Origin of the sequence: Ensifer sp. ENS11, from assembly GCF_014851895.1 — a bacterium.
Classification (GTDB): Bacteria; Pseudomonadota; Alphaproteobacteria; order Rhizobiales; family Rhizobiaceae; genus Ensifer; species Ensifer canadensis.
This window is the reverse complement of sequence record NZ_JACVAN010000001.1, coordinates 354,781-376,166: the sequence shown is the minus strand read 5'-3', so window position 1 is coordinate 376,166 and position 21,386 is coordinate 354,781. Positions and strand designations below refer to the sequence as shown.

Annotated in this window: 20 protein-coding genes; 12 read left to right on the top strand and 8 right to left on the bottom strand. The window is 63.2% G+C overall.

Features of this window, described 5'->3' with window-relative positions; all coding sequences use genetic code 11:
* Positions 1-8: 8 nt before the first annotated feature.
* Both IB264_RS01880 and IB264_RS01875 read right to left on the bottom strand, forming a co-directional pair.
* Positions 9-923, bottom strand: a complete 915-nt coding sequence (locus IB264_RS01880; protein ID WP_025425739.1) for a DMT family transporter — start codon at positions 921-923, stop codon at positions 9-11.
* A gap of 80 nt (positions 924-1,003) precedes the next feature.
* A complete protein-coding gene (locus tag IB264_RS01875) occupies positions 1,004-1,801 on the bottom strand; it encodes a sterol desaturase family protein (protein WP_225906198.1) in 798 nt (265 codons plus the stop codon).
* A 151-nt stretch (positions 1,802-1,952) separates the two neighbouring features.
* Here IB264_RS01875 and IB264_RS01870 point away from each other — a divergent pair, with 151 nt between their 5' ends.
* Both IB264_RS01870 and IB264_RS01865 read left to right on the top strand, forming a co-directional pair.
* Complete coding sequence (locus IB264_RS01870) at positions 1,953-2,666, top strand: pyrimidine 5'-nucleotidase (protein ID WP_025425737.1); 714 nt, start codon at positions 1,953-1,955, stop codon at positions 2,664-2,666.
* 128 nt (positions 2,667-2,794) lie between these two features.
* Entirely contained in the window at positions 2,795-3,316 is a 522-nt protein-coding gene (locus IB264_RS01865; RefSeq protein ID WP_158071680.1) for an EF-hand domain-containing protein, read from the top strand.
* Between the two features lie 444 nt (positions 3,317-3,760).
* Here the strand turns inward: IB264_RS01865 and IB264_RS01860 are convergent, their stop codons facing one another.
* Positions 3,761-4,660, bottom strand: coding sequence for an LOG family protein (locus tag IB264_RS01860; protein ID WP_025425735.1), 900 nt, complete (start codon positions 4,658-4,660; stop codon positions 3,761-3,763).
* Between the two features lie 310 nt (positions 4,661-4,970).
* Here IB264_RS01860 and dapD point away from each other — a divergent pair, with 310 nt between their 5' ends.
* The 3 genes from dapD to IB264_RS01845 all read left to right on the top strand — a co-directional run bounded on the left by dapD (position 4,971) and on the right by IB264_RS01845 (position 8,340).
* Positions 4,971-5,828 carry a 2,3,4,5-tetrahydropyridine-2,6-dicarboxylate N-succinyltransferase gene (dapD, locus tag IB264_RS01855; RefSeq protein WP_025425734.1) on the top strand — a complete coding sequence of 286 codons (858 nt, stop codon included), beginning with the start codon at positions 4,971-4,973 and terminating at the stop codon, positions 5,826-5,828.
* Between the two features lie 4 nt (positions 5,829-5,832).
* Positions 5,833-6,216 carry a DUF805 domain-containing protein gene (locus IB264_RS01850; protein WP_025425733.1) on the top strand — a complete coding sequence of 128 codons (384 nt, stop codon included), beginning with the start codon at positions 5,833-5,835 and terminating at the stop codon, positions 6,214-6,216.
* A gap of 156 nt (positions 6,217-6,372) precedes the next feature.
* Positions 6,373-8,340: a DEAD/DEAH box helicase gene (locus tag IB264_RS01845; RefSeq protein WP_025425732.1), complete on the top strand. Its 1,968-nt coding sequence runs from the start codon at positions 6,373-6,375 to the stop codon at positions 8,338-8,340.
* Between the two features lie 93 nt (positions 8,341-8,433).
* On the opposite strand, the gene IB264_RS01840 is transcribed toward IB264_RS01845, so the two are convergent.
* Positions 8,434-8,751, bottom strand: coding sequence for a multidrug efflux SMR transporter (locus IB264_RS01840; protein WP_025425731.1), 318 nt, complete (start codon positions 8,749-8,751; stop codon positions 8,434-8,436).
* Positions 8,752-8,833: 82 nt separating this feature from the next.
* Between IB264_RS01840 and IB264_RS01835 the strand changes: the two genes are divergently transcribed.
* Positions 8,834-9,235 (top strand): helix-turn-helix domain-containing protein, encoded by a 402-nt coding sequence (locus IB264_RS01835; protein WP_051509149.1) that lies wholly within the window; start codon positions 8,834-8,836, stop codon positions 9,233-9,235.
* Positions 9,236-9,237: 2 nt separating this feature from the next.
* On the opposite strand, the gene IB264_RS01830 is transcribed toward IB264_RS01835, so the two are convergent.
* Positions 9,238-10,149, bottom strand: coding sequence for a LysR family transcriptional regulator (locus IB264_RS01830; protein ID WP_025425729.1), 912 nt, complete (start codon positions 10,147-10,149; stop codon positions 9,238-9,240).
* A gap of 140 nt (positions 10,150-10,289) precedes the next feature.
* Between IB264_RS01830 and IB264_RS01825 the strand changes: the two genes are divergently transcribed.
* The 5 genes from IB264_RS01825 to IB264_RS01805 all read left to right on the top strand — a co-directional run bounded on the left by IB264_RS01825 (position 10,290) and on the right by IB264_RS01805 (position 17,692).
* Positions 10,290-11,114: an alpha/beta hydrolase gene (locus tag IB264_RS01825; protein WP_025425728.1), complete on the top strand. Its 825-nt coding sequence runs from the start codon at positions 10,290-10,292 to the stop codon at positions 11,112-11,114.
* An 84-nt stretch (positions 11,115-11,198) separates the two neighbouring features.
* Entirely contained in the window at positions 11,199-12,404 is a 1,206-nt protein-coding gene (locus IB264_RS01820; protein WP_025425727.1) for an efflux RND transporter periplasmic adaptor subunit, read from the top strand.
* A gap of 140 nt (positions 12,405-12,544) precedes the next feature.
* Positions 12,545-15,730 (top strand): efflux RND transporter permease subunit, encoded by a 3,186-nt coding sequence (locus IB264_RS01815; protein WP_025425726.1) that lies wholly within the window; start codon positions 12,545-12,547, stop codon positions 15,728-15,730.
* Positions 15,731-15,915: 185 nt separating this feature from the next.
* Positions 15,916-17,109, top strand: coding sequence for a succinyl-diaminopimelate desuccinylase (dapE, locus tag IB264_RS01810; protein ID WP_025425725.1), 1,194 nt, complete (start codon positions 15,916-15,918; stop codon positions 17,107-17,109).
* Complete coding sequence (locus IB264_RS01805) at positions 17,096-17,692, top strand: hypothetical protein (RefSeq protein WP_025425724.1); 597 nt, start codon at positions 17,096-17,098, stop codon at positions 17,690-17,692. Before dapE ends, IB264_RS01805 begins: the two co-directional genes overlap by 14 nt.
* A 38-nt stretch (positions 17,693-17,730) precedes the next feature.
* Here IB264_RS01805 and truA read toward each other — a convergent pair whose 3' ends face one another.
* The 3 genes from truA to def all read right to left on the bottom strand — a co-directional run bounded on the left by truA (position 17,731) and on the right by def (position 20,038).
* Positions 17,731-18,474, bottom strand: coding sequence for a tRNA pseudouridine(38-40) synthase TruA (truA, locus tag IB264_RS01800; protein WP_025425723.1), 744 nt, complete (start codon positions 18,472-18,474; stop codon positions 17,731-17,733).
* Positions 18,474-19,409 carry a methionyl-tRNA formyltransferase gene (gene fmt, locus IB264_RS01795; RefSeq protein WP_025425722.1) on the bottom strand — a complete coding sequence of 312 codons (936 nt, stop codon included), beginning with the start codon at positions 19,407-19,409 and terminating at the stop codon, positions 18,474-18,476. Before fmt ends, truA begins: the two co-directional genes overlap by 1 nt.
* Before the next feature lie 104 nt (positions 19,410-19,513).
* Positions 19,514-20,038: a peptide deformylase gene (def, locus tag IB264_RS01790; RefSeq protein WP_025425721.1), complete on the bottom strand. Its 525-nt coding sequence runs from the start codon at positions 20,036-20,038 to the stop codon at positions 19,514-19,516.
* A gap of 151 nt (positions 20,039-20,189) precedes the next feature.
* On the opposite strand from def, the gene IB264_RS01785 reads away from it, so the two are divergent.
* The gene (locus IB264_RS01785) at positions 20,190-21,380 is read left to right on the top strand and encodes a DNA recombination protein RmuC (RefSeq protein ID WP_025425720.1); all 1,191 of its coding nucleotides are present in this window, start codon (positions 20,190-20,192) and stop codon (positions 21,378-21,380) included.
* Positions 21,381-21,386: the final 6 nt, after the last annotated feature.

Below are 21,386 nucleotides of genomic sequence, written 5' to 3'. Positions count from 1 at the left end.
GCGACAGTTCAGATAAGCACGAGCGTCACCACGCCGAGCACGATCAGGAGGCAGCCGAGGAGTTCGAGACGATTGATCCACTCGCGGAAGATGAAGAAGGACGAGGCGAATGTGAAGAGCATCTCGACCTGCGCCACTACTTTCACGATCGCCGCCTGCTGCAGCGTCATTGCCATGAACCAGCCGAAGGAAGCGGAGGCGCCGACGAAGCCGACGACGAAGGCAGGCTTCCACGCAGCGGCAATGCGCTTCAGCTCGGCCGGCTCGCGCAGCACGATCCAGATCAGCATCACCACCGTCTGCAGCAGGATGACGAAGCCGAGCGTGAAGCTCGCCTGCATCATGTAATCCGGTGCCGGCAGGCTGGGCGCGAGCACCAGCGAGGCCGAACGATAGGCCACGGCCGAAAGCCCGAAGAACGTGCCCGAGAGAAGGCCTATCCCGGCCGTGCGGCTGAAAACCGAAGTGACCAGCGAGCGCGGGCTCAGCGTCGTACGCGCAACCGAAATCAGCATGACGCCGACGACGGAGATGGCGATCGCCACCAGCGTGCCCTCGCTCGCCCGCTCGCCCAGGAAGATGAGGCCGAAGAGCGCTGCCTGGGCCGGCTCGGTGCGCGAATAGGCGGTGCCAACCGCAAAGTTGCGGAAGGAGAAGAGGTGCACCAGCAGGAAGGTCGCCGCGATCTGCGCCAGCCCGCCGATGACCGCCCACAGGAAGAATGTGCCGTTCGGCACCGGCAGCGGATGGCCCGCCACGCGCCAGAGCACGATGAGATAGAGCAACGCAAAAGGCAGGCCGAAACCGAAACGCACGAAGGTCGCGCCGGTCGTGCCCATGACGCCCTTCAGGTGTTTCTGCATGGCGGAGCGGACATTCTGAAGGAAGGCCGCAGCGACGGTGATGATTACCCAGGTTTCCATGGCTGCGAGCTAGCACGCGGGTCCTGATATTGCCAAGAACTCCGTACAGTCTCGCCGATATATACCAACCTGCGCTGATATCAGTCCGGCTTTTCCTGAACTTCCGCCAGGTCGACCGCCCGACTGAACGTGAGCGGCTGACCTTCGTCTTCGAAGGCCTTCACGCGCTGATCGTAGTTCGGCGAGATCGTGCCGAGCACGCGATCCCAGAACGAAAAGTAGTTGCCGTAGTTGTACTTGAAGCCGGAATGATGCTGGTCGTGGAACGTCGTGCACAAGAGAGGGGACGGATATCGCGCCGTCGATGAGGCGAAATACTCGAACCCGCAGTGCCCGAACATGCCGTTGAAATGTTCGAACAACCGGTGCCCGATCAGGATCGCCGGCGGAAACGGGACGGCGAAAACGACGACGGCTGAAAAACTCTGCAAGAGGAAGTTGTCGAAGAAATCCTCAGAATAGGTGCTCCAGATCGTTGGTGCGACGCTTCTGTGATGAAGGGCGTGCAGTGGAAACAGCCACTTGGTGTGCAGCAGCCGGTGCATGAAATAGAACCAGGTATCGTAGAGGAACATGCACAGGACAAAGAGCGGCACCGCCGCCCACCAATTGAAGGTCCAGGGCCCGGGCGCCCAGCCCTTTTGCTGGACATAGAGGCCGATCGTCAGCGGCAGGCAGGCGCTGAACATCGACACCAGGCTCTGGCGGACTTCCGCCCTGCGGCGCTTGTCGGAACCGCGTCCCTTCTGAATCTTTCGCTCGGGATTGCGGTCGTTGACCCAGGTCAGGCCATAACCCAGGGCGAAATAGGTAACGACTGTCGTCGCGTAGAATCCGAACAGAAACAGCAGGTAAAACAGTTCGTCCGACATCGGCATCCGGAACCCCTACGTCAAAGCCGCGCCGGCCGAACGATGCCATGTTGTTTTGGCAATTCAAAGTGGAAACGTCTGCGCCGGTAGGGTAGCCCGTGCGGCGGGGTGAATTTTCTCGTTTGGTGGCCGCCCATACCCGTGTCATAAGGCGGTCATGAAAAAGCTCGATCGCCTGCCGACCCACGACGAATTCGCCCATGTCACCGACTGGGTCTTCGATCTGGACAACACGCTCTACCCGCACCACGTCAATCTGTTCTCGCAGATCGACCGTAACATGACGGCTTACGTTTCGGCGCTGCTGTCGCTCGAGCCGGCGGACGCGAAGAAGCTGCAGAAAGACTACTACCGCGATCACGGCACGACGCTCAAAGGCCTGATGATCCATCACGGCATCGACCCGAGCGACTTCCTCGAAAAGGCGCATGCGATCGACTACAGCATCGTGCCGCCGGATCCGACGCTGGGCGAAGCGATCAAGGCGCTACCGGGGCGCAAGTTCATCTTCACCAACGGCAGCGTTGCACATGCGGAAATGACCGCTCGCGCACTCGGCATCCTCGATCACTTCAACGACATCTTCGATATCGTCGCTGCCGATTTCGTGCCGAAGCCGGCCGGCGAAACCTATGACAAGTTCATGAGCCTGCACCGGGTCGATACCCGCAATGCGGTCATGTTCGAGGACCTGCCGCGCAACCTTCTGGTTCCGAAAACGCTCGGGATGAAGACGGTTCTACTGGTGCCGCGCAACTTCGAATACGAGTTCGCCGAATCCTGGGAGCAGTCCGGAGACGAGGACGAGCAGATCGATTACGTCACCGAGGATCTCGCCAGCTTCCTCAGGCGCGTGGTCGCCGACCTCTGACCCCGACACATTTTGGCCCGGGAAAAACCCCTTTCCCGCCAAAGACTTAAATTACCAAAGTTTAACTGGTGCTCGCCGTCCCGCTGCCTATCATTCGTTCGGGCATAACCCGATCGAAAGGAAGCATGATGCGGAACAGAACCCTGATCCTTGGCGTAACCGCCCTTGCCGTCGCCGTTACCGGATTGGCTGCGCCATCATTTGCCGCCAGAGACAAGATGACGCCCGAACAGCGGGCCGAACGGATGATCAAGCGACTGGACACCAACAGCGATTCCAAGGTGTCACTCGACGAGTTACAGGCGCACATGACCGCGAACTTCAAGGCATTCGACACCAATGGCGACGGCCAGATCAGTGCCGACGAGATGCAGGCGAAGCGCCAGGCGTTCCGCGACGCCCGCAAGGCCTGGCAGGAAGCCAAGAGCAAGGACGGCAAGGAGCGCGACGCAGCCCTTGCCCAACTGAAGGACGCGCGGCCGGCCATGGTGCCCGGCATGCGGCCAAAGGCCTTCAAGCGCGTCGACGCCGACGGCAACGGCTCTTTGAGCGCTGCCGAGGTCGCAAGTGCTTCAGAAAAAATGTTCAAGCGTCGTGACAAGAACGGCGACGGTGTCATCGACGCCGCCGACTTCACCAAGAAAATTTGATCCATCGGTGCCCTTTCCCGCCGCCCGGTGAAAGGAGTATCCGACGACACCGCCGCGCGCCTGGATTGGCACGCGGCGGTGTCGAAAGCTCCGTGTCAAACAGGGCGGCGGAAATGCACAATCCTTGTTTTGACGCATTGCCGTTACCGAAGCACTAGGCGCGGCTGCTGGCTCAACGACTGGCTCGCCGGCATTGATTGCTGGCGCTGGTTCCGGTTTTGGATGCAGGGCTTAGGGCGGCATCAAACCGAATGACGAAGAAGGCTCTCGATCAGGAACCCGATCGCTCCGGCAAGCGTCATCGCGGCACCCAGGGCGAGGGAGATTGTTTTTCTGACTGATGATCGATTGTCGTTCTGCATGGGCACAAAATACACGAGAACCGGAGGAAATGAAGATGGCCTCCCCTGAGCGAAACCGCTTCGCAAGTTTACCGGAGAGGCGCTATCGCCTGCCGTTCGCCATCGGCACCGACCGCGGATCGACGGTCTCGTAGAAGCGGGAGATGATATCCCAGGCCTCATCGGCGGTTTCGACGAACTGCACCAGATCGATATCGTTCGGCGCGATCGTGCCGAACTCGGCAAGCGCCTCGAAATTGATGATCGAGCGCCAGAACTTTTCCCCGAAGAGAATGAGCGGGACCAGCGCCAGGCGACCGGTCTGCATCAGCGTCATCGTTTCGAACAGCTCGTCCAACGTGCCGAAGCCGCCTGGAAACACCGTGACGGCCTTGGCGCGCAGCAGGAAATGCATCTTGCGGATGGCGAAATAGTGGAAGTTGAACGACAGCTCCGGCGTCACGAAGCGGTTCGGCGCCTGCTCGTGCGGCAACACGATGTTGAGGCCGATCGACGGCGCGCCGACATCGTCAGCGCCACGGTTGCCCGCCTCCATCACACCCGGCCCGCCGCCGGTGACGACGACATATTCCTTGTAGTGCAGCTTGGCGGAATGTTCCGAGACGATCTGCGCGAACTTGCGCGCTTCGTCGTAATAGACCGAGGCTGCTTCCAGGTTCTTGCGCTGGATATCGTTCCTGGCGGCCCAGGCGTCGCCGCCCGGCTCGGGAATGCGCGCGCCACCGAACATCACCACGGTCGAGTTGATGCCGTACTCCTCCAGCATCATTTCGGTCTTCAAGAGTTCGAGCTGCAGCCGCACCGGGCGCAGTTCCTCGCGGCAGAGAAAATCGTCGTCGATATAGGCAAGGCGATAGGAAGGAGAGGCCGACTGCGGCGTCACCGGCACCGTCTGCGCCCGTTGCCGGCTCTGCGAGCTATCGGCCAGCGGATCCCAAACCCCATCCTTACGGCGCAGATTGCGCTTCTTCATGCGTGCCATGCTATCGTCTTTCCCGTCGCGTTCCGGACAATCGGCATCTCGGGCGGACGCGTCCTATCCTGTTTCATCGGTCATGAATGCCCCTGATGCCGCAGTCGACCGCGCTTGCCAAGCCCTGCCGGCAGCGTCGAGCCGAAAAGCGGTCCAACTTTTCCGGAACGGGCCTCGGGCGCCGCGCATTCCAGCCGATACAGAACACCCACGGGCGCACATCGCGTCGCTGCCTAATTTTGTCCTTAAATCGATTCCGATTTTCGGAATTATGCAGTAGAGCTTTCGCAGGATAACCGCCGAACTTTAAGGAATTCCGATGACGAACCACAACCTCGCCTCCCTGTCGCAGACGATCGACGCCGCCTTTGATGACCGCGATTCCGTAAACACCGGAACGCGCGGCGCGGTGCGCGACGCCGTGGAAACGGCACTGAACCTGCTCGACAGCGGCAAGGTGCGGGTGGCAGAGCGTGGCGCCGACGGCAACTGGACCGTCAATCAATGGCTGAAGAAGGCCGTTCTGCTCTCCTTCCGCCTCAACCCGATGGAAATCGTCCGGGGCGGCCCGGGGGAATCCGTCTGGTGGGACAAGGTCGCCTCCAAGTTCGACGGCTGGAGCGTCAACGAGTTCGAGAAGGCCGGCTTCCGCGCCGTGCCGAACTGCGTCGTGCGCCGCTCGGCCTATATCGCGCCGAACGCCATCCTGATGCCGTCCTTCGTCAACCTCGGCGCCTATGTCGGCGAAGGCACGATGGTCGACACCTGGGCCACGGTCGGCTCCTGCGCCCAGATCGGCAAGAACGTGCATCTCTCCGGCGGCGTCGGCATCGGCGGCGTGCTGGAGCCGATGCAGGCCGGCCCGACGATCATTGAGGACAATTGCTTCATCGGCGCCCGCTCCGAGGTCGTTGAAGGCTGCATCGTGCGCGAGGGCTCGGTTCTCGGCATGGGCGTGTTCATCGGCAAGTCGACCAAGATCGTCGACCGCGCCACCGGCGAAGTGACCTATGGTGAAGTCCCGCCCTACTCCGTCGTCGTCGCCGGCTCGATGCCGTCGGGCTCGACCATGGGCAACGGCCAGCCGGCACCGAACCTCTACTGCGCCGTCATCGTCAAGCGCGTCGACGAGAAGACCCGCTCCAAGACCGGCATCAACGAACTGCTTCGAGACTGATCCGATGACACCGGAGGGGCGACGGCCGAGCATGATCTGGCTGTTCTTCAGCCCCTCCGGCCGCATCACCCGCCTGCCCTTTTTCCTGTCCTGGCTTTTCTGGCTGCTGATAGGCGGTTTCGTCGTCGCGCAGATGCTCGCCAACGAGAACCACAGGACCGCGCTGGCGCTCTGGACGCTGGCGCTGATCGTGTCCGGCATCGTTTCCACGCTCTCGATCGCCATGCTGGCGATCAAGCGGCTGCACGATATCGGCTATCCCGGACCGCTGGCGATCTGCCTGTTCATCCCTGTCCTGAGCCCCATCGTCTTCATCGCGCTCTGTCTCTGGCCGGGCACCGAGGGGCCGAACGAATTCGGCCAAACCAGCGATGAACCCGGCGCTTGAGCGGCGCACTGTACATTTCGGGCCCGAACGCGTATGTAGCGCGCCATGAACAGGCCGGCGATAAGATGCTGGCCGCGGCAATCGGCGCCTGATGACGACCTGATCCAAGGTCTTGTTCGTTTACCGGCGCGAAAACCGAAATCCGAAAGACGAGAGATGACAGAATTCGAAGGGATCGCGCCTGCGATCGCCGAGGCGTTGGCAAAACGCGGTTACAACGAGTTGACGCCGGTTCAACAGGCGATGCGCGATCCTGATCTGGCGGGCAAGGATGCGCTGGTATCGGCCCAGACCGGCTCCGGCAAGACCGTCGCCTTCGGCCTGGCGCTGGCACCGACCCTGCTTGGCGACCAGCGCCGCTTCAGCGCGCCCGGCGCGCCGCTGGCGCTTGTGATCGCACCAACGCGCGAACTGGCGCTGCAGGTCAAGCGCGAGCTCGAATGGCTCTATGAGCAGACTGGCGCGACGATCGCGTCCTGCGTCGGCGGCATGGACATGCGCACCGAGAAGCGCGCGCTGGAGCGCGGCGCCCACATCGTCGTCGGCACGCCCGGACGCCTATGCGACCATATCCGCCGCAACTCGCTCGATATTTCTTCGTTGCGTGCCGTCGTGCTCGACGAGGCCGACGAGATGCTCGATCTCGGTTTCCGCGAGGACCTCGAATTCATCCTCGAGGAGTCTCCCGACGACCGCCGCACGCTGATGTTTTCGGCGACCGTACCGCGCTCGATCGCGACGCTTGCCAAGAACTACCAGCGCGACGCCGTGCGCATCAGCACCGCGTCCGAGCAGAAGCAGCACGTCGACATCGAATACCGCGCCCTGACCGTTGCGTCGAACGATCGCGAAAACGCGATCATCAACGTCCTGCGCTTCTACGAAGCGAAGAATGCGATCGTCTTCTGCTCGACCCGTGCAGCCGTCAACCATCTGACTGCCCGCTTCAACAACCGCGGCTTCTCGGTGGTGGCTCTGTCGGGCGAACTCAGCCAGAACGAACGCACCCACGCGCTGCAGGCCATGCGCGACGGACGCGCCCGCGTCTGCATCGCCACCGACGTTGCCGCCCGCGGCATCGACTTGCCGGGCCTCGAACTGGTCATCCACGCCGACCTGCCGACCAACCCGGATACACTGCTGCACCGCAGCGGCCGCACCGGACGCGCCGGCCAGAAGGGCGTCAGCGCCCTGATCGTGCCGGTGAGCCAGCGCCGCAAGGCGGAGCGCCTGCTCGAAAACGCCCGGATCACCGCCAACTGGGCCCGCCCGCCGTCGGCCGACGAGGTCAGCCGCCGCGACGACGAGCGCCTGCTTGCCGACACGAGCTTTGCCGAACCGATCCGCGAAGACGAAGAGGCGATCGTGCGCGCGCTCATCGAGCTTCATGGTGCCGAGCAGATGGCTGCCGCCTTCGTGCGCCAGTTCCGCTCTGGCCGCTCGGCCCCGGAAGACCTGATCGAGGTTGCCGTCGGCGACAGCCGCGCAAAGCCGCGCCGCGATGAGAAGTCTGCACCGCGCGAAGACTATGACGCGCCGCGCGCCGATTTCAGCGATGGCAGCTGGTTCTCGCTCTCGGTCGGCCGCAAGCAGAATGCCGAGCCGCGCTGGCTGATCCCGATGCTCTGCCGCCACGGCAAGCTGACCAAGCGCGACATCGGCGCGATCCGCATGCAGCAGGAAGAGACCTTCGTCGAAATGACCTCCGATGGAGCCGAGCGCTTCCTGTCGTCGATCGGCAAGGAGGGCATGCTGGAGAAGGGCATCCGGGTGAAGACGCTGCCGGGCGCTCCCGATCTGTCGCAGCAGCGCCAGGAGAAGCCGAGTTTTTCCAAGGACAAGCCGAACTTCTCCAAGGACAAGCCAGGTTTCTCCAAGGACAAACCGGCCTTTGCCAAGAAGCGCCCCTATTCGGACGATGCGGCACGCAGTGACGGCGACTTCAAGCCGAAGCGCAAGTTCGACAAGAAGCCGGCTTACGCCGCCGCCCCGGCCCACACCGACGACAAGCCGCCGGAAAACCGCGACGCCTGGACTAAAAAGAAGGCCAAGCCGAACGCCGGCAAGGACGGCGGCTTCAAGCCGAAGCCCAAGGGCAACAACGCCAAGAACCGCCAGAGCTAAGCTTGCCGCAGCAACGGCGTCAGCCCAAATCAAAAAGCGCCGCGATCAAATCGCGGCGCTTTTTTTTGTCTGCAGTTGCGGCGGCTGGCCGTATCAGGCTTCGAGGAAGCGCAGGCCGGCGACGGCGACGATGATCATCGCGATGCAGGTGATCCGCATCCAGGAGACGGGATCCCCGAAAAGCACGATGCCGAGCACCGTGATGCCGACTGAGCCGATGCCGGTCCAGGCGGCGTAGGCAGTGCCGGCCGGCAGGTCGCGCATGGCGATCGTCAGGAGGTAGACGCTGCCGAGCGCCGCTGCGATGCCGATCGCGCTCGGCACCAGTTTCGTCCAGCCTTCGGCATATTTGAGCGCCAGGCCCATGATGATTTCAATCAGGCTCGCCGCTATCAGGATGATCCATGCCATTACCGTCTCCATCGAAATTTCCATCTGGAGAACAATCTGGTAGGGTAGGCACTGGATAGCAATTACGCACCTTTTGGTAACTATGAAAATCTCGACAGACCCGCTCGAAGCACCCATCACCTCCATTCCGGATGTCTTCGACCCGACCTGCTCCTCGCGGCATGCGCTGGAGCTGATCGCCAGCAAATGGGCGATGCTGATCATCTCGGCGCTCGAAGAAGGGCCGATGCGCAACGCCGCGCTGATGCGCCGGCTTGGCGACGTCTCGCAGAAGATGCTGACGCAGACGCTGAAGGAACTGGAGCGGAACGGCCTTGTCATTCGCGAGGACAAGAAGACCGTGCCGCCGCATGTGGAATACAGCCTCAGCGCTGTCGGCCGTTCGCTCAGCGAAACCCTGCTGGTGCTCGACCGTTGGGCCGAGACGCATTTCGGCACTCTCGACGCGGCGCGCGCGCGCTACGACGCCGAGCGGGGCAAATAGGCCTATTCGCCGTCGAGTTGCGACTGGGCGATCACTTTCACCACCCAGTCGGCAAAGACGCGCAGACGGCTGCTCAGGTGTCGGTTCGGCGGATAGACGAGATAGATCGGCATCGATTCGATTTGCCAGTCCTGCAGCACCCTCCGCATCGCGCCGGTCTCAAGATCCTCCCGCACCATGAAGCGGGGCGCCTGGATGACACCGAGGCCGGCACGGGCGGCGGCGAGATAGGTGGTCGATTCGTTGGCGGCCACCGCATAACGACCATGAACCTCGATCTCTTCCGCGCCGCGCTTGAAATAGAACGGCATCTGCTGGCCGGTCTGCGGGCGGAAATAGCCGACGACATAACAATTCTTCGAAAGATCGGAGGGATGTTGCGGCGTCGAGCAACGGTCGAGATAGTCGGGTGCCGCGCAGGCGACGAAGCTCATGTCGGTGATGCGCCGGGCAATCAGCGACTGGTCGGTCAGGGTGCCGACACGAATGGCGCAGTCGACATTCTCGGCAACATAGTCGACGGTGCGGTCCGAGACGCCGAGATCGATCTGGATGTCAGGGTAGCGCTTGTGGAATTCGGACAGAGCCGGGATAACGATGAGATTGGCCATGGCGCTTGCCATCTCCACGCGCAGCCGCCCCTTCGGCAGCGTCTGGGCGCTCGACAGGCTGCCGTCGAGCTCATCGAGGTCGGTCACGAGGCGCGCGGCCCGCTCGTAATAGAGCGCGCCATCCGGGGTCACCAGAACCCGCCGCGTCGTGCGATTGAGCAGCTTGGTGCGCAGATGCGCTTCCAATCCCTGGATGAGATTGGTGACGGTCGCCTTGGGCATATTGAGCGAAGCGGAAGCACGTGTGAAATTGCCGGTTTCGACAACGCGGAGAAACGCGCGCATGGCCGTGAGCTGGTCCATTTTCAATAGCCATTATTGTTCGAGATACTGAATAGTGTAGTCGGATTAGACGGACTATTCCAGACAGAAGACAATGTTATTCTCCCATCATGGCGGGTTGTCGCCTCATGTGGGATGACCCCGTGGCAAAGGCAAGAGAGATGGGTGAACGCTTTACGGTAGAGACGATGCAGACGGGCAAAGGTTCGTGCCCGGCACGTGTCTATAGTGGCGAAACGCTGCTCAACCCGCCGCCCGTGGTGCTGCACCTGCATGGCGGCTCCTTCGTCGGCAGCTCGATCGCAGCCGGCGAACGCGTCGCCAAGGCGCTTGCGGCGGCCGGTGCCATCGTCATCTCGCCGGAATATGCGTCGGCCTGCCTCAATCCGTTCCCGGCCGCACTCGACGTCACCTATTCCATGCTTTCTTCGATGCGTGCGCGTTGCCCGCAGTTCGCGCATAAAAAATCGTTGCTGTTCATCGCCGGCGAGGAGGCGGGCGGCAACGTGGCAGCCGGCGTGGCGCTGATGGCTCGCGACCAGTTCCTCACCGACCTCAAGGGGCAGATCCTCCTGTCGCCGATGCTGGATCCGTGCCTGGCGACCGCATCGTTTCGCAAATACTGTCCCGAGGGTTCGGTGCAATCGATCGCCGAAGGCTGGCAACGGTATCTGGGCGAATGCGGTGGATTCACGCATCCCTATGCCGCTCCGGCGCACTGTACGCGGCTCGCCGGCCTTGTTCCCTCGCTCATCCTGACCAGCGAGGAATGCCCGATGCGCGACGAGACTGCTGCCTATGCAGACCGTCTTCGCCAGGCGGGCGTGAGCGTTCAGTCCCATATTCTTCCCGGCCGCGCCGGGTGGATACCGGAAAATACCGTGAACGCTGAAACCTGGGCATCCCAGGAAGAAACGATTACCGGCATCTTTTCCCGCTTCTTCCAGCAGGCGGGGGCGAAGCCGGCTGAAATGACGATGCGTTAGCCAAGGACGACAGGGCCGCCGGCCTTTCCCTTTCGCTGACGACAGCAGCAAAAACGCCGGCTCCCAACCGGCAAGGAGAGAAAAATGAAATCGACAGTGACCCGCCGGGCCCTCTGGGGCGCCGGCCTGAGCATCCTATTGTCCGCCGCCGGCGGTGCCGCGGTTCTTCTTGGCCTGCCGCAGCACTTCGAGGCGGATGCCGCAACCGAAACGGCAGCCGCGCTTCCACCGGCCGTGCCGGTTTCGGTGGCCAAGGCGCAGTCGCGCCGCATCACCACCTGGGAAGATTTTTCCGGGCGGCTGGAAGCGATCGAACGCGTCGAGATTCGCCCCCGTGTCGGCGGCGCCATTCTCCAAGCCCACTTCCGCGAGGGTGCACTGGTGAAAAAGGGCGACCTTTTGCTCACCATCGATCCCGAGCCCTATGCGGCAGCCGTCGACCGGGCTGCAGCCGAGGTCGCAGCAGCCGAGGCGCGGGTGGCGCTCGCCAGGACGGAACTCGACCGCGGACGCAAGCTCGTGACCACGAGCGCCATCCCACAGAGCGGCGTCGACCAGCGCCTCAGCGCCTTCGACGAGGCGCAGGCGAGCGTGCGCTCCGCCAAGGCCGCGTTGCGCACGGCCGAACTCGACCTGGAATACACCGAAGTCAAGGCACCGATCTCCGGCCGCGTCGGCCGGCTGGAAGTGACCGCCGGCAACCTCGTCGCCGCCGGCTCCGCTTCGCCGGTGCTGACGACGCTGGTCTCGGTCGACCCGATCTACGCAAGCTTCAGCGCCAGCGAAGAAGTGGTCACCACTGCACTCGCCCGGCTCCAGGCCTCGGCCGGCGGCAACGCCATCGAGCGCATCCCGGTGCAGATCGGCACCGCTGCCGACGAAGGCACGCCGATCTCCGGCCATATCCAGCTCATCAACAACGAGGTGGATGCGGCGACCGGCACGATCCGCGTCCGCGCCGCGCTTGAAAATGCCGACGGGCGGCTGATCCCCGGCCAGTTCGTGCGCATCCGCATCGGCGAACCGGAGCCCGAAGAAAAGCTCGTGATCAGCGATCGCGCCATCGGCTCCGACCAGGACAAGAAATTCGTGTTCGTCGTCGGCTCCGACAACAAGGTCGAGTACCGCCAGGTGAAGCTTGGCCCGAGTTCCGACGGGCTGCGCATCGTCGAAAGCGGCCTGAAGACCGGCGAGAACATCGTCGTCAACGGCCTGCAGCGGGTACGCCCGGGTGTGCTCGTGGCACCGCAGCAGGTCGAAGAAACGACGGCGTCGATCGCAACCAAGTAGGACATGACGGCACCCACTTCGGCTGTCGCCGAGGCGGGATTGGCCGCCCAGACATCACTTAGCAGATCCCGGCGCGTGGCGAGTGTTCTTGCCGCGACAGCCGGAGATTTGCCTGAACTCGTCCCAAGGGGGATACGTCAATGAACTTCTCACGCTTCTTCGTCGACCGCCCGGTCTTCGCGGGCGTTCTTTCGGTCCTGATCTTCGTGGGCGGCCTGCTCGGCATGACCGGCCTGCCGATCTCCGAATATCCCGAAGTCGTGCCGCCGCAGATCGTCGTGCGGGCGCAGTATCCCGGCGCCAACCCGGCTGTTATCGCCGAGACGGTGGCAACGCCGCTCGAAGAACAGATCAACGGCGTCGAGGGCATGCTCTACATGCAGAGCCAGGCGACGGCGGACGGTCTGATGACGCTGACCGTCACCTTCGAACTCGGCACCGACCCGGACCAGGCCCAGCAGCTGATACAGAACCGCGTCGCGCAGGCCGAGCCGCGCCTGCCCGAGGAAGTGCGCCGTCTCGGCGTCACGACCGTCAAGAGCTCGCCGGACCTGACGCTCGTCGTGCACCTGTTGTCGCCCAACGGCCAGTACGACATCAACTATCTGCGCAATTACGGCGTGCTCAACGTCAAGGATCGGCTCGCCCGCATCGACGGCGTCGGCCAGGTACAGATCTTCGGCGGCGGCGACTATTCGATGCGCATCTGGATCGACCCGCAGAAGGCTGCCGAACGCGGTCTTGCGGCAAGCGACGTGGCCAACGCCATCCGCGCGCAGAACGTTCAGGCCGCCGCCGGCGTCATCGGCGCCTCGCCGTCGGTTCCCGGCCTCGACCTGCAGCTTTCCGTCAACGCGCAAGGCCGCCTGCAGACGCCTGAGGACTTTGCCGACATCGTCGTCAAGTCGGGCGCCGGCGGCGAGGTCACGCGGCTTGGCGACGTCGCACGCGTCGAAATGGGCGCTGCCGACTATTCGCTGCGCTCGCTGCTCGACAACAAGGCCGCCGTCGGCATGGGCGTCTTCCAGGCGCCGGGCTCAAACGCGATCCAGATCTCGGAAAACGTTCACAAGGCCATGGCCGAGCTGAAGCTGACCATGCCCGACGGCGTCGACTACGAGATCGTCTACGACACCACCCAGTTCGTGCGTGCCTCGATCGAGTCGGTCATCCACACCCTGCTTGAAGCGATCGCGCTGGTCGTCATCGTCGTCATCGTCTTCCTGCAGACCTGGCGCGCCTCGATCATCCCGCTCGTGGCGGTGCCCGTCTCGATCGTCGGCACCTTCGCGGTGATGTACGTCTTCGGCTTCTCGATCAACGCGCTCAGCCTGTTCGGCCTGGTGCTGGCGATCGGCATCGTCGTCGACGACGCCATCGTCGTGGTCGAAAACGTCGAACGTAACATAGAGCAGGGTCTGTCGCCGGTACAGGCGACCTACCGTGCGATGCAGGAGGTTTCCGGACCGATCATCGCCATTGCGCTGGTGCTCGTCGCCGTGTTCGTGCCGCTTGCGTTCATCACCGGCCTGACCGGGCAGTTCTACCGCCAGTTCGCACTGACGATCGCCATCTCGACGGTGATCTCCGCCATCAACTCGCTGACGCTTTCCCCGGCGCTCGCCGCCCTCCTCCTGCGCAATCACCATGCGCCGAAGGATTGGCTGACCCGTGCCATGGACAAGGTGTTCGGCTGGTTCTTCCGCGGCTTCAACCGCTTCTTCGGTCGCAGCTCGGAAGCCTATGGCCGCGGCGTCGGCAGGATCCTGTCGCGCAAGTCGCTGATCATGGGCGTCTATGTCCTGCTGCTCGGCGTCACCTTCGTGCTGTTCCGCGCCGTTCCCGGCGGCTTCGTGCCCGCCCAGGACAAGCAGTATCTGATCGGCTTTGCACAGTTGCCTGACGCAGCGACGCTCGACCGCTCGGAAGACGTCATCCGCCGCATGAGTGATATCGCGCTCAAGCATCCCGGCGTCGAAAATGCCATCGCCTTCCCCGGCCTGTCGATCAACGGCTTCACCAACTCGTCGAACTCCGGCATCGTCTTCGTGGCGCTGAAGCCGTTCGAGGAGCGCACGACGCCCGAGCTTTCGGGCGGGGCGATCGCCATGCAGCTGAACCAGGAATTCGGCGCGATCCAGGATGCCTTCATCGCCATGTTCCCGCCGCCGCCCGTCCAGGGGCTGGGCACCACCGGCGGCTTCAAGCTGCAGATCGAGGACAAGAACGGCCTCGGCTACCAGGCACTCGACGAGGCGACCAAGGCCTTCATTGCCAAGGCCTACCAGACGCCGGAGCTGGCTGGCATCTACTCGAGCTTCCAGATCAACGTGCCGCAGCTCTACGCCGACCTCGACCGCGTCAAGGCGCGCCAGCTCGGCGTCGAAGTGACCGATGTGTTCGAGACGCTGCAGATCTATCTGGGCTCGCTCTACGTCAACGACTTCAACGCCTTCGGCCGCACCTACAGCGTGCGCGTCCAGGCCGATGCAAACTACCGCAGCCACGCCGACGACATCGGCAAGCTGAAGGTGCGTTCGCAATCGGGCGAGATGATCCCGCTGTCGGCACTGTTGAAGGTCGAGCAGACGGTCGGCGCCGAGCGGGCGATCCGCTACAACGGCTTCCTGTCGGCCGACATCAACGGCGGCCCGGCGCCGGGCTTCTCCTCGGGCCAGGCTCAGGCCGCGATCGAGAAGATCGCCGCGGAAACGCTGCCGCCCGGTATCGCATTCGAGTGGACGGATTTGACCTATCAGCAGATTCTTGCCGGCAATTCGGGCATGCTCGTCTTCCCGCTGGCGCTGCTCTTGGTCTATCTCGTGCTGGCCGCCCAGTATGAAAGCCTGACCCTGCCGATCGCGATTATCCTGATCGTGCCGATGGGCATCATGGCCGCCCTTGCCGGCGTCTGGCTGACCGGAGGCGACAACAACGTCTTCACGCAGATCGGCCTGATCGTGCTTGTCGGGCTTTCCGCCAAGAACGCGATCCTGATCGTCGAGTTCGCCCGCGAACTGGAACTATCAGGCAGCACCGCCGTCCAGGCGGCGATCGAAGCGAGCCGGCTGCGCCTGCGGCCGATCCTGATGACCTCGATGGCCTTCATCATGGGTGTCGTGCCCCTGGTGATCTCCACCGGCGCCGGCGCCGAAATGCGCTCGGCCATGGGGGTCGCGGTCTTTTCCGGCATGATCGGCGTCACCGCCTTCGGCATCTTCATGACGCCGGTGTTCTACGTGCTGATCCGCAAGCTCTCGGGCGAGCGGCCTCTGAAGCACGCCGGAGCGCATATCGAAGCACCTCATCTCGCGCCCGGAGAATGAGGTAATCTTGCCGCATATGCGCTTTGAGCGGGCCGGATCTGATCCGGCCCGTTTACGTTGAAGACAGACGGATAGCCTCAGCCGTCGGCTGCACACCCATCCTGCGTGACAGCCGCGCAACGATCGGATAAACCAGCATCCTCAATCCCATTGGCCCCAGCGCCACGCAGACGGCATATCGCTACATGACCTCGACCGATCCGATCGCCAATCTCGCCACCCTCATCCGTTGCCCCTCCGTTACCCCTGCCGAAGGCGGCGCGCACTCAGCGCTTGAAGCCATGCTCAAGCCGCTCGGCTTTGCCGTCGACCGGGTCACGGCCAAAGACGCGGGTACGCCCGATATCGAGAACCTCTATGCCCGGCTCGGCAGCGACGGCCCGCATCTGATGTTTGCCGGCCATACCGACGTGGTGCCGGTCGGCGACGACGGCGCGTGGACCCACGGTCCGTTTTCCGCCGATATCGCCGGCGGCGAAATGTATGGCCGCGGCGCGGTCGACATGAAGGGCGGCATTGCCTGCTTCGTCGCAGCCGTCGCCCGCCACATCGAAAAGCATGGGGTCCCCAAGGGCTCGGTTTCGTTCCTCATCACCGGCGACGAGGAAGGCCCTGCGATCAACGGCACGACGAAACTTCTCGGCTGGGCTGCCGCCAAGGGCGAGCGTTGGGACGCCTGCCTTGTCGGCGAACCGACCAATCCAGACCGTCTCGGCGACATGATCAAGATCGGCCGCCGTGGCTCGCTTTCCGGCCGGATCACCGTCAACGGCGTCCAGGGCCACGCGGCCTATCCGCACCTGGCGGACAATCCGGTGCGCGGCATCCTGCAACTGACCCAGGCACTGATGGACCCGCCCTTCGACAACGGCACGGAAAACTTCCAGCCGTCGAACCTGGAAGTGACGACCATCGACGTCGGCAATGGCGCCGTCAACGTCATCCCTGCGAAGGCGGCTGCTGCCTTCAATATCCGCTTCAACGACACCTGGACCGCCGAGAGCCTGATGGCGGAGATCATCGCCCGCCTCGACCGCGCGGCAACGGACGGCGCTCTGCGGGCAGGCCGCGACCCGGTCCGTTACGAGATCACCTGGAACGAACGGCCGAGCCACGTTTTCCTGACGCGCAACAATGCGCTGATCGATTCGCTGTCAGGCGCTATCGAAGCGGTCACCGGCCAGCAGCCGAAACTTTCGACCACCGGCGGCACCTCGGATGCGCGGTTCATCAAGGACTATTGCCCCGTCGTCGAATTCGGGCTTGTCGGCCAGACCATGCATATGGTGGACGAGCGTGTCGCCGTCGCCGATCTCGAAACGCTGACGGAAATCTACGAAACCTTCATCTTCAGCTGGTTCGGCCATGCCGCTGCTTGAGGAGGTTCTTTCCTATATCAAGGGCCTCTGGCTGCTGATCCAGGGCAATGGCGAAGGCTTCCGCTGGCTCGATTTCAGCGAGAGCGGATTGTGGCGTTCGTTTACAGCGATGCTCTGGTGCCTGCCGGCCATTGCCGTCACCTGGGCATCCTGGCGGCTTTATTATCTCTCTGCAATGCCAACAGGAACCACTGTCGGCTTCGGCTTCGTCTTCAAGCTTCTGGTTGTCGATCTCGCCAGCTGGCTGCTGCCGCTGGTGCTGGTCTTCGTCCTGGCGCGCCCACTCGGCTTTGCCGCCGCCGTGGTGCCGATCGTCGTCACCACCAACTGGCTTTCCGTGCCGCTGTCCTATGCGATGGCGGTGCCGGCGGCGATCCGCCTCGTCATTCCCGGCAGCGAAGGGCTGACGAGCCTGATCTGGCTGGTGCTGCTCTTCGTCAGCATCGGCATACTCTTCCGGCTGCTGCGCATCATTACCGGAAACCAGACCTTGCTGGCCACGGCGCTGACGGCGCTTTTCCTGCTGCCGTCGATGATGATGGGCGAATTGCTGCAGCAGTTCTTCGGCCTTATCCCGACCTGACAGACGTCACGCGCCATCTGCGCGCGACGTTACCTTCCTCAGTAATCGACCTGCATGAAATAAAGCCCGTCGGGCGGCGCCACCGGACCGCAGGCCTTGCGGTCGCGCGCTTCGAGTGCCGCCTGCAGCTCGTCCGGCGTCCATTTGCCTTCGCCAACCAGCTTCAGCGAGCCGGCGAAGGAACGGATCTGATTGTGCAGGAAGCTCTGCGCCGTGGCGCGAATTTCGATCAGATTGCCGGTGCGAGAGACATCCAGCCGGTCGAGCGTGCGCATCGGGCTTGTCGCCTGGCAATGGACGGAGCGGAAGGTGGTGAAGTCGTGGTGGCCGACGAGCCGTTGCGCGCCTTCATGCATCGCCTCGTGATCGAGCGGCTTCGTCACCCACCAGGCACGCTTCGCCTCCAGCGCCAGCCGCGACGGACGGCAGATGATGCGGTAGAGATAATGCCGGCGCAGCGCCGAAAACCGTGCGTCGAAGGCGTCTGTGACTTCCTGGGCGTCGAGGATCGAGACGCCCTCGCCGGCCATGCCCAGATGCGCGTTCAGCGCATTGCGCAGCGTGTGAGGTTTCCACTCGCGCGTCAGGTCCGCATGCGCCACCTGCCCGACGGCATGAACGCCGGAATCGGTCCGCCCGGCACCGCGGATCGAGACGGTTTCGCCGGTCAAGGACAGGATCGCTTTTTCGATCGCGCCCTGGACGGAAGCGCCGTTGTCCTGGCGCTGCCAGCCGACATAGTTGGAGCCGTCATATTCGACGATCAGTCGAAAGCGCGGCATCAGCCGACCCTCGTGCCGGCGGCGATGGGCGTACCGCGCAGGAAATCGGCAACACTGAGAGCCTTGCCGCCTGCCCGCTGCAGCCGCGTCGGCCGCACGGCACCGTCGCTGCAGGCAATGGTGAGAGTGTCGTCGAGCACCGTTCCGGCGGTTCCTGCCGCCGTCACGCGCTCGGAGTTCAAAACCTTGATGCGCTCCGGCTTGCCGGCGATCTCGAGCTCAAACCAGGCGCCGGGAAAAGGCGACAGGCCGCGAATATGGTCGTGCACTTCGCGCGCGGTCCTCGCAAAATCGATGCGAGTCTCGGCCTTGCTGATCTTGGCGGCGTAGACGACGCCCTCGCCCGCCTGCTCGGTCAGTGGCAGGTCATCGGCCTCAAGCTTGCCGATCGCTTCCTTCATCAGGTTAGCGCCGACCTGCATCAGCCGGTCATGCAGCTCGCCCGCCGTCATCGTCTCGCCGATCTGCACCGCCTTGGTGAGCGCGACCGGGCCTGTGTCCAACCCCTTGTCCATCTTCATCACCATCATGCCGGTCTCATGGTCGCCGGCCATGATGGCACGCTGGATGGGAGCCGCACCACGCCAGCGCGGCAAGAGCGAGGCATGGCCATTATAGCAGCCGAGCCGCGTTCCGGTCAGGATCGCTTCCGGCAACAGCAGGCCATAGGCGACGACAACGGCAACGTCAGCATTGAAATCACGGAAGGTCTGGCGATCGGCTTCGTCCTTGAAGTTGACGGGCGTGAGCACGGGAACGCCGAGCAGCTCGGCCGCCTGGTGCACCGGCGACTTCTGCAGGTCGAGCCCGCGCCGTCCGCCGGGCCGCGGCGGCTGGGTATAGACGGCAACGATCTCGTGACCTGCCCCTGCGAGTGCGGCAAGCGTCGGTACGGAAAATTCCGGCGTTCCCATGAAGATGATGCGAAGCGACAAGGCGGATACTCCGACCGTTTGAAATCAGGCCCCTTCAAACGGGTTTACGCGCCTCAAATCAAGCCCCTCAACGACAAAGCGCCCTGCGGGCGCTTTCCTCGGGATCAGATCGCCTTGGCGCCGCGGGTCTTTGCAGCCTTGGTGAACCTGCGGATCACCATGTCCCGCTTGAGCTTGGAGATGTGGTCAATGAACAGCACGCCGTTCAAGTGATCGATCTCATGCTGCAGGCAGGTCGCCAGCAGGCCGTCGGCCTTGACGATCTGTTCCTTGCCGTCACGGTCGAGGTGCTTGACGGTGACCTCCGCCGGACGCTCCACCTCGGCATAATAATCCGGAATGGAGAGGCAGCCTTCTTCATAGACCGAGAACGCGTCGGACGAAGCGACGATTTCGGGATTGATGAAAACGTGCGGGGTCTTCTCGTCGCCTTCCTTGGAGACGTCGAGAACCAGCATGCGTTTCGCCACGCCGATCTGGATGGCGGCGAGCCCGATACCCGGGGCGTCATACATCGTCTCGAGCATATCGTCGGCCAGGCGACGGATGTCGGCATCGATGGTTTCGATCGGGGTCGAGACCTGACGCAGAACAGGATCGGGAAGGATGATAAGCGGCTTGATCGTCATATCGCTCCCATAACCGATCTTTCCATCCGGGTGCAAGAAAATTGGCGCGCACGCTACGGGCATCGCGGCAATGTCGTCTCCCGTTAACCGCGCCGGGTAAATGTTCTCGTTTTGATCTGGTCTTCAAAAAAGAATCTGTTAGGCTTGCCGCATGGAACCTGCGCCAATTTCGTTTGACCAGCCTGTTTTTCTCATCGGCACCGTGCCGGTCACTGTCGCCCATCTCTGCATGGTTCTGGCCGTGCTGGCGATTGGCTTCGTGCTGATGACCGTTTCGCGGCGGCGGCGGGCGGGCGACGACGAGCGTCACGAGCAGATGGCCATGCTGCTGGCAGCGCAGACGGAAATGCAGGGCCGCATCGCGGCAATGGCCGACGTGTTCGGCAGCCGCCAGGCGGAACTGAACCAGACGCTGAGCCAGCGGATCGATGGCATGACGCACCGGATCGGCGCCTCGATCAGCGAGCAGACCAAGGCGACGCACGAAAACCTGCGGCGATTGCAGGAGCGCCTGGCAGTGATCGACACCGCCCAGAACAACATCCAGTCGCTGGCCAAGGACATGGCCGGGCTGCAGGCCATCCTTTCGAACAAGCAGACACGCGGCGCCTTCGGCCAGTCGCGTATGGAAACGATCGTCGCCGACGGCCTGCCGATGGGCGCCTTTGCCTTCCAGACGACGCTTTCCAACGGCGCCCGGCCGGACTGCACCATCCGCATGCCGAACGACCAACCGCCGCTGGTGATTGACGCGAAGTTTCCGCTGGAGGCCTGGAACGGCATGCGGGACGCTGCAACGCCTGAGCGCCGGCAACAGATGGTGCAACTGTTCCGCCGCGACATGGAGGTGCATGTCCGCGATATCGCCAGCAAGTACCTGATCCCCGGCGAGACGCAGGAGACGGCTTTCCTCTTCGTTCCCTCGGAATCGATCTTCGCTGAAATCCACGAGCATTTCGAAGCGATCGTCCAGAAGGCGCATCGCCAGCGGATCGTCATCGTCTCGCCGTCGCTGCTGCTCCTGTCGATCCAGGTGATCCAGTCGATCCTCCGTGACGCCCGCATGCGCGAGCAGGCGCATCTCATCCAGGGGGAAGTGGGGCGGCTGATGGAGGACTTGACGCGCCTCGACGAACGGGTCCGCAAGCTGCAGGGTCACTTCGCCATGAGCCAGAAGGATGTCGAAGAGATCCTCATCTCCTCGGGCAAGCTTTCCCGCCGCGGCGCCAAGATCGAAGCGCTGGAACTTGAGGCGGAAGGTGCGGCACGACCGGAAGAACCGCGCCATGCCGTCGACAATCGCGTCGGGCAATTGCGCCTCAGGGTGGTTGACGAGGACTGACGGTCT

Bases quoted from the DNA above. Each gene is read 5' to 3' on its own strand.
- IB264_RS01830 (WP_025425729.1), bottom strand. From the start codon at position 10,149: ATGGACCAGCTCACGGCCATGCGCGCGTTTCTCCGCGTTGTCGAAACC.
- IB264_RS01835 (WP_051509149.1), top strand. From the start codon at position 8,834: ATGAAAATCTCGACAGACCCGCTCGAAGCACCCATCACCTCCATTCCG.
- IB264_RS01825 (WP_025425728.1), top strand. From the start codon at position 10,290: ATGGGTGAACGCTTTACGGTAGAGACGATGCAGACGGGCAAAGGTTCG.
- IB264_RS01860 (WP_025425735.1), bottom strand. From the start codon at position 4,660: ATGGCACGCATGAAGAAGCGCAATCTGCGCCGTAAGGATGGGGTTTGG.
- IB264_RS01805 (WP_025425724.1), top strand. From the start codon at position 17,096: ATGCCGCTGCTTGAGGAGGTTCTTTCCTATATCAAGGGCCTCTGGCTG.
- dapE (WP_025425725.1), top strand. From the start codon at position 15,916: ATGACCTCGACCGATCCGATCGCCAATCTCGCCACCCTCATCCGTTGC.
- IB264_RS01820 (WP_025425727.1), top strand. From the start codon at position 11,199: ATGAAATCGACAGTGACCCGCCGGGCCCTCTGGGGCGCCGGCCTGAGC.
- IB264_RS01870 (WP_025425737.1), top strand. From the start codon at position 1,953: ATGAAAAAGCTCGATCGCCTGCCGACCCACGACGAATTCGCCCATGTC.
- IB264_RS01815 (WP_025425726.1), top strand. From the start codon at position 12,545: ATGAACTTCTCACGCTTCTTCGTCGACCGCCCGGTCTTCGCGGGCGTT.
- IB264_RS01850 (WP_025425733.1), top strand. From the start codon at position 5,833: ATGACACCGGAGGGGCGACGGCCGAGCATGATCTGGCTGTTCTTCAGC.
- IB264_RS01880 (WP_025425739.1), bottom strand. From the start codon at position 923: ATGGAAACCTGGGTAATCATCACCGTCGCTGCGGCCTTCCTTCAGAAT.
- truA (WP_025425723.1), bottom strand. From the start codon at position 18,474: ATGCCGCGCTTTCGACTGATCGTCGAATATGACGGCTCCAACTATGTC.
- IB264_RS01845 (WP_025425732.1), top strand. From the start codon at position 6,373: ATGACAGAATTCGAAGGGATCGCGCCTGCGATCGCCGAGGCGTTGGCA.
- IB264_RS01875 (WP_225906198.1), bottom strand. From the start codon at position 1,801: ATGCCGATGTCGGACGAACTGTTTTACCTGCTGTTTCTGTTCGGATTC.
- IB264_RS01840 (WP_025425731.1), bottom strand. From the start codon at position 8,751: ATGGCATGGATCATCCTGATAGCGGCGAGCCTGATTGAAATCATCATG.
- def (WP_025425721.1), bottom strand. From the start codon at position 20,038: ATGACGATCAAGCCGCTTATCATCCTTCCCGATCCTGTTCTGCGTCAG.
- IB264_RS01865 (WP_158071680.1), top strand. From the start codon at position 2,795: ATGCGGAACAGAACCCTGATCCTTGGCGTAACCGCCCTTGCCGTCGCC.
- dapD (WP_025425734.1), top strand. From the start codon at position 4,971: ATGACGAACCACAACCTCGCCTCCCTGTCGCAGACGATCGACGCCGCC.
- IB264_RS01785 (WP_025425720.1), top strand. From the start codon at position 20,190: ATGGAACCTGCGCCAATTTCGTTTGACCAGCCTGTTTTTCTCATCGGC.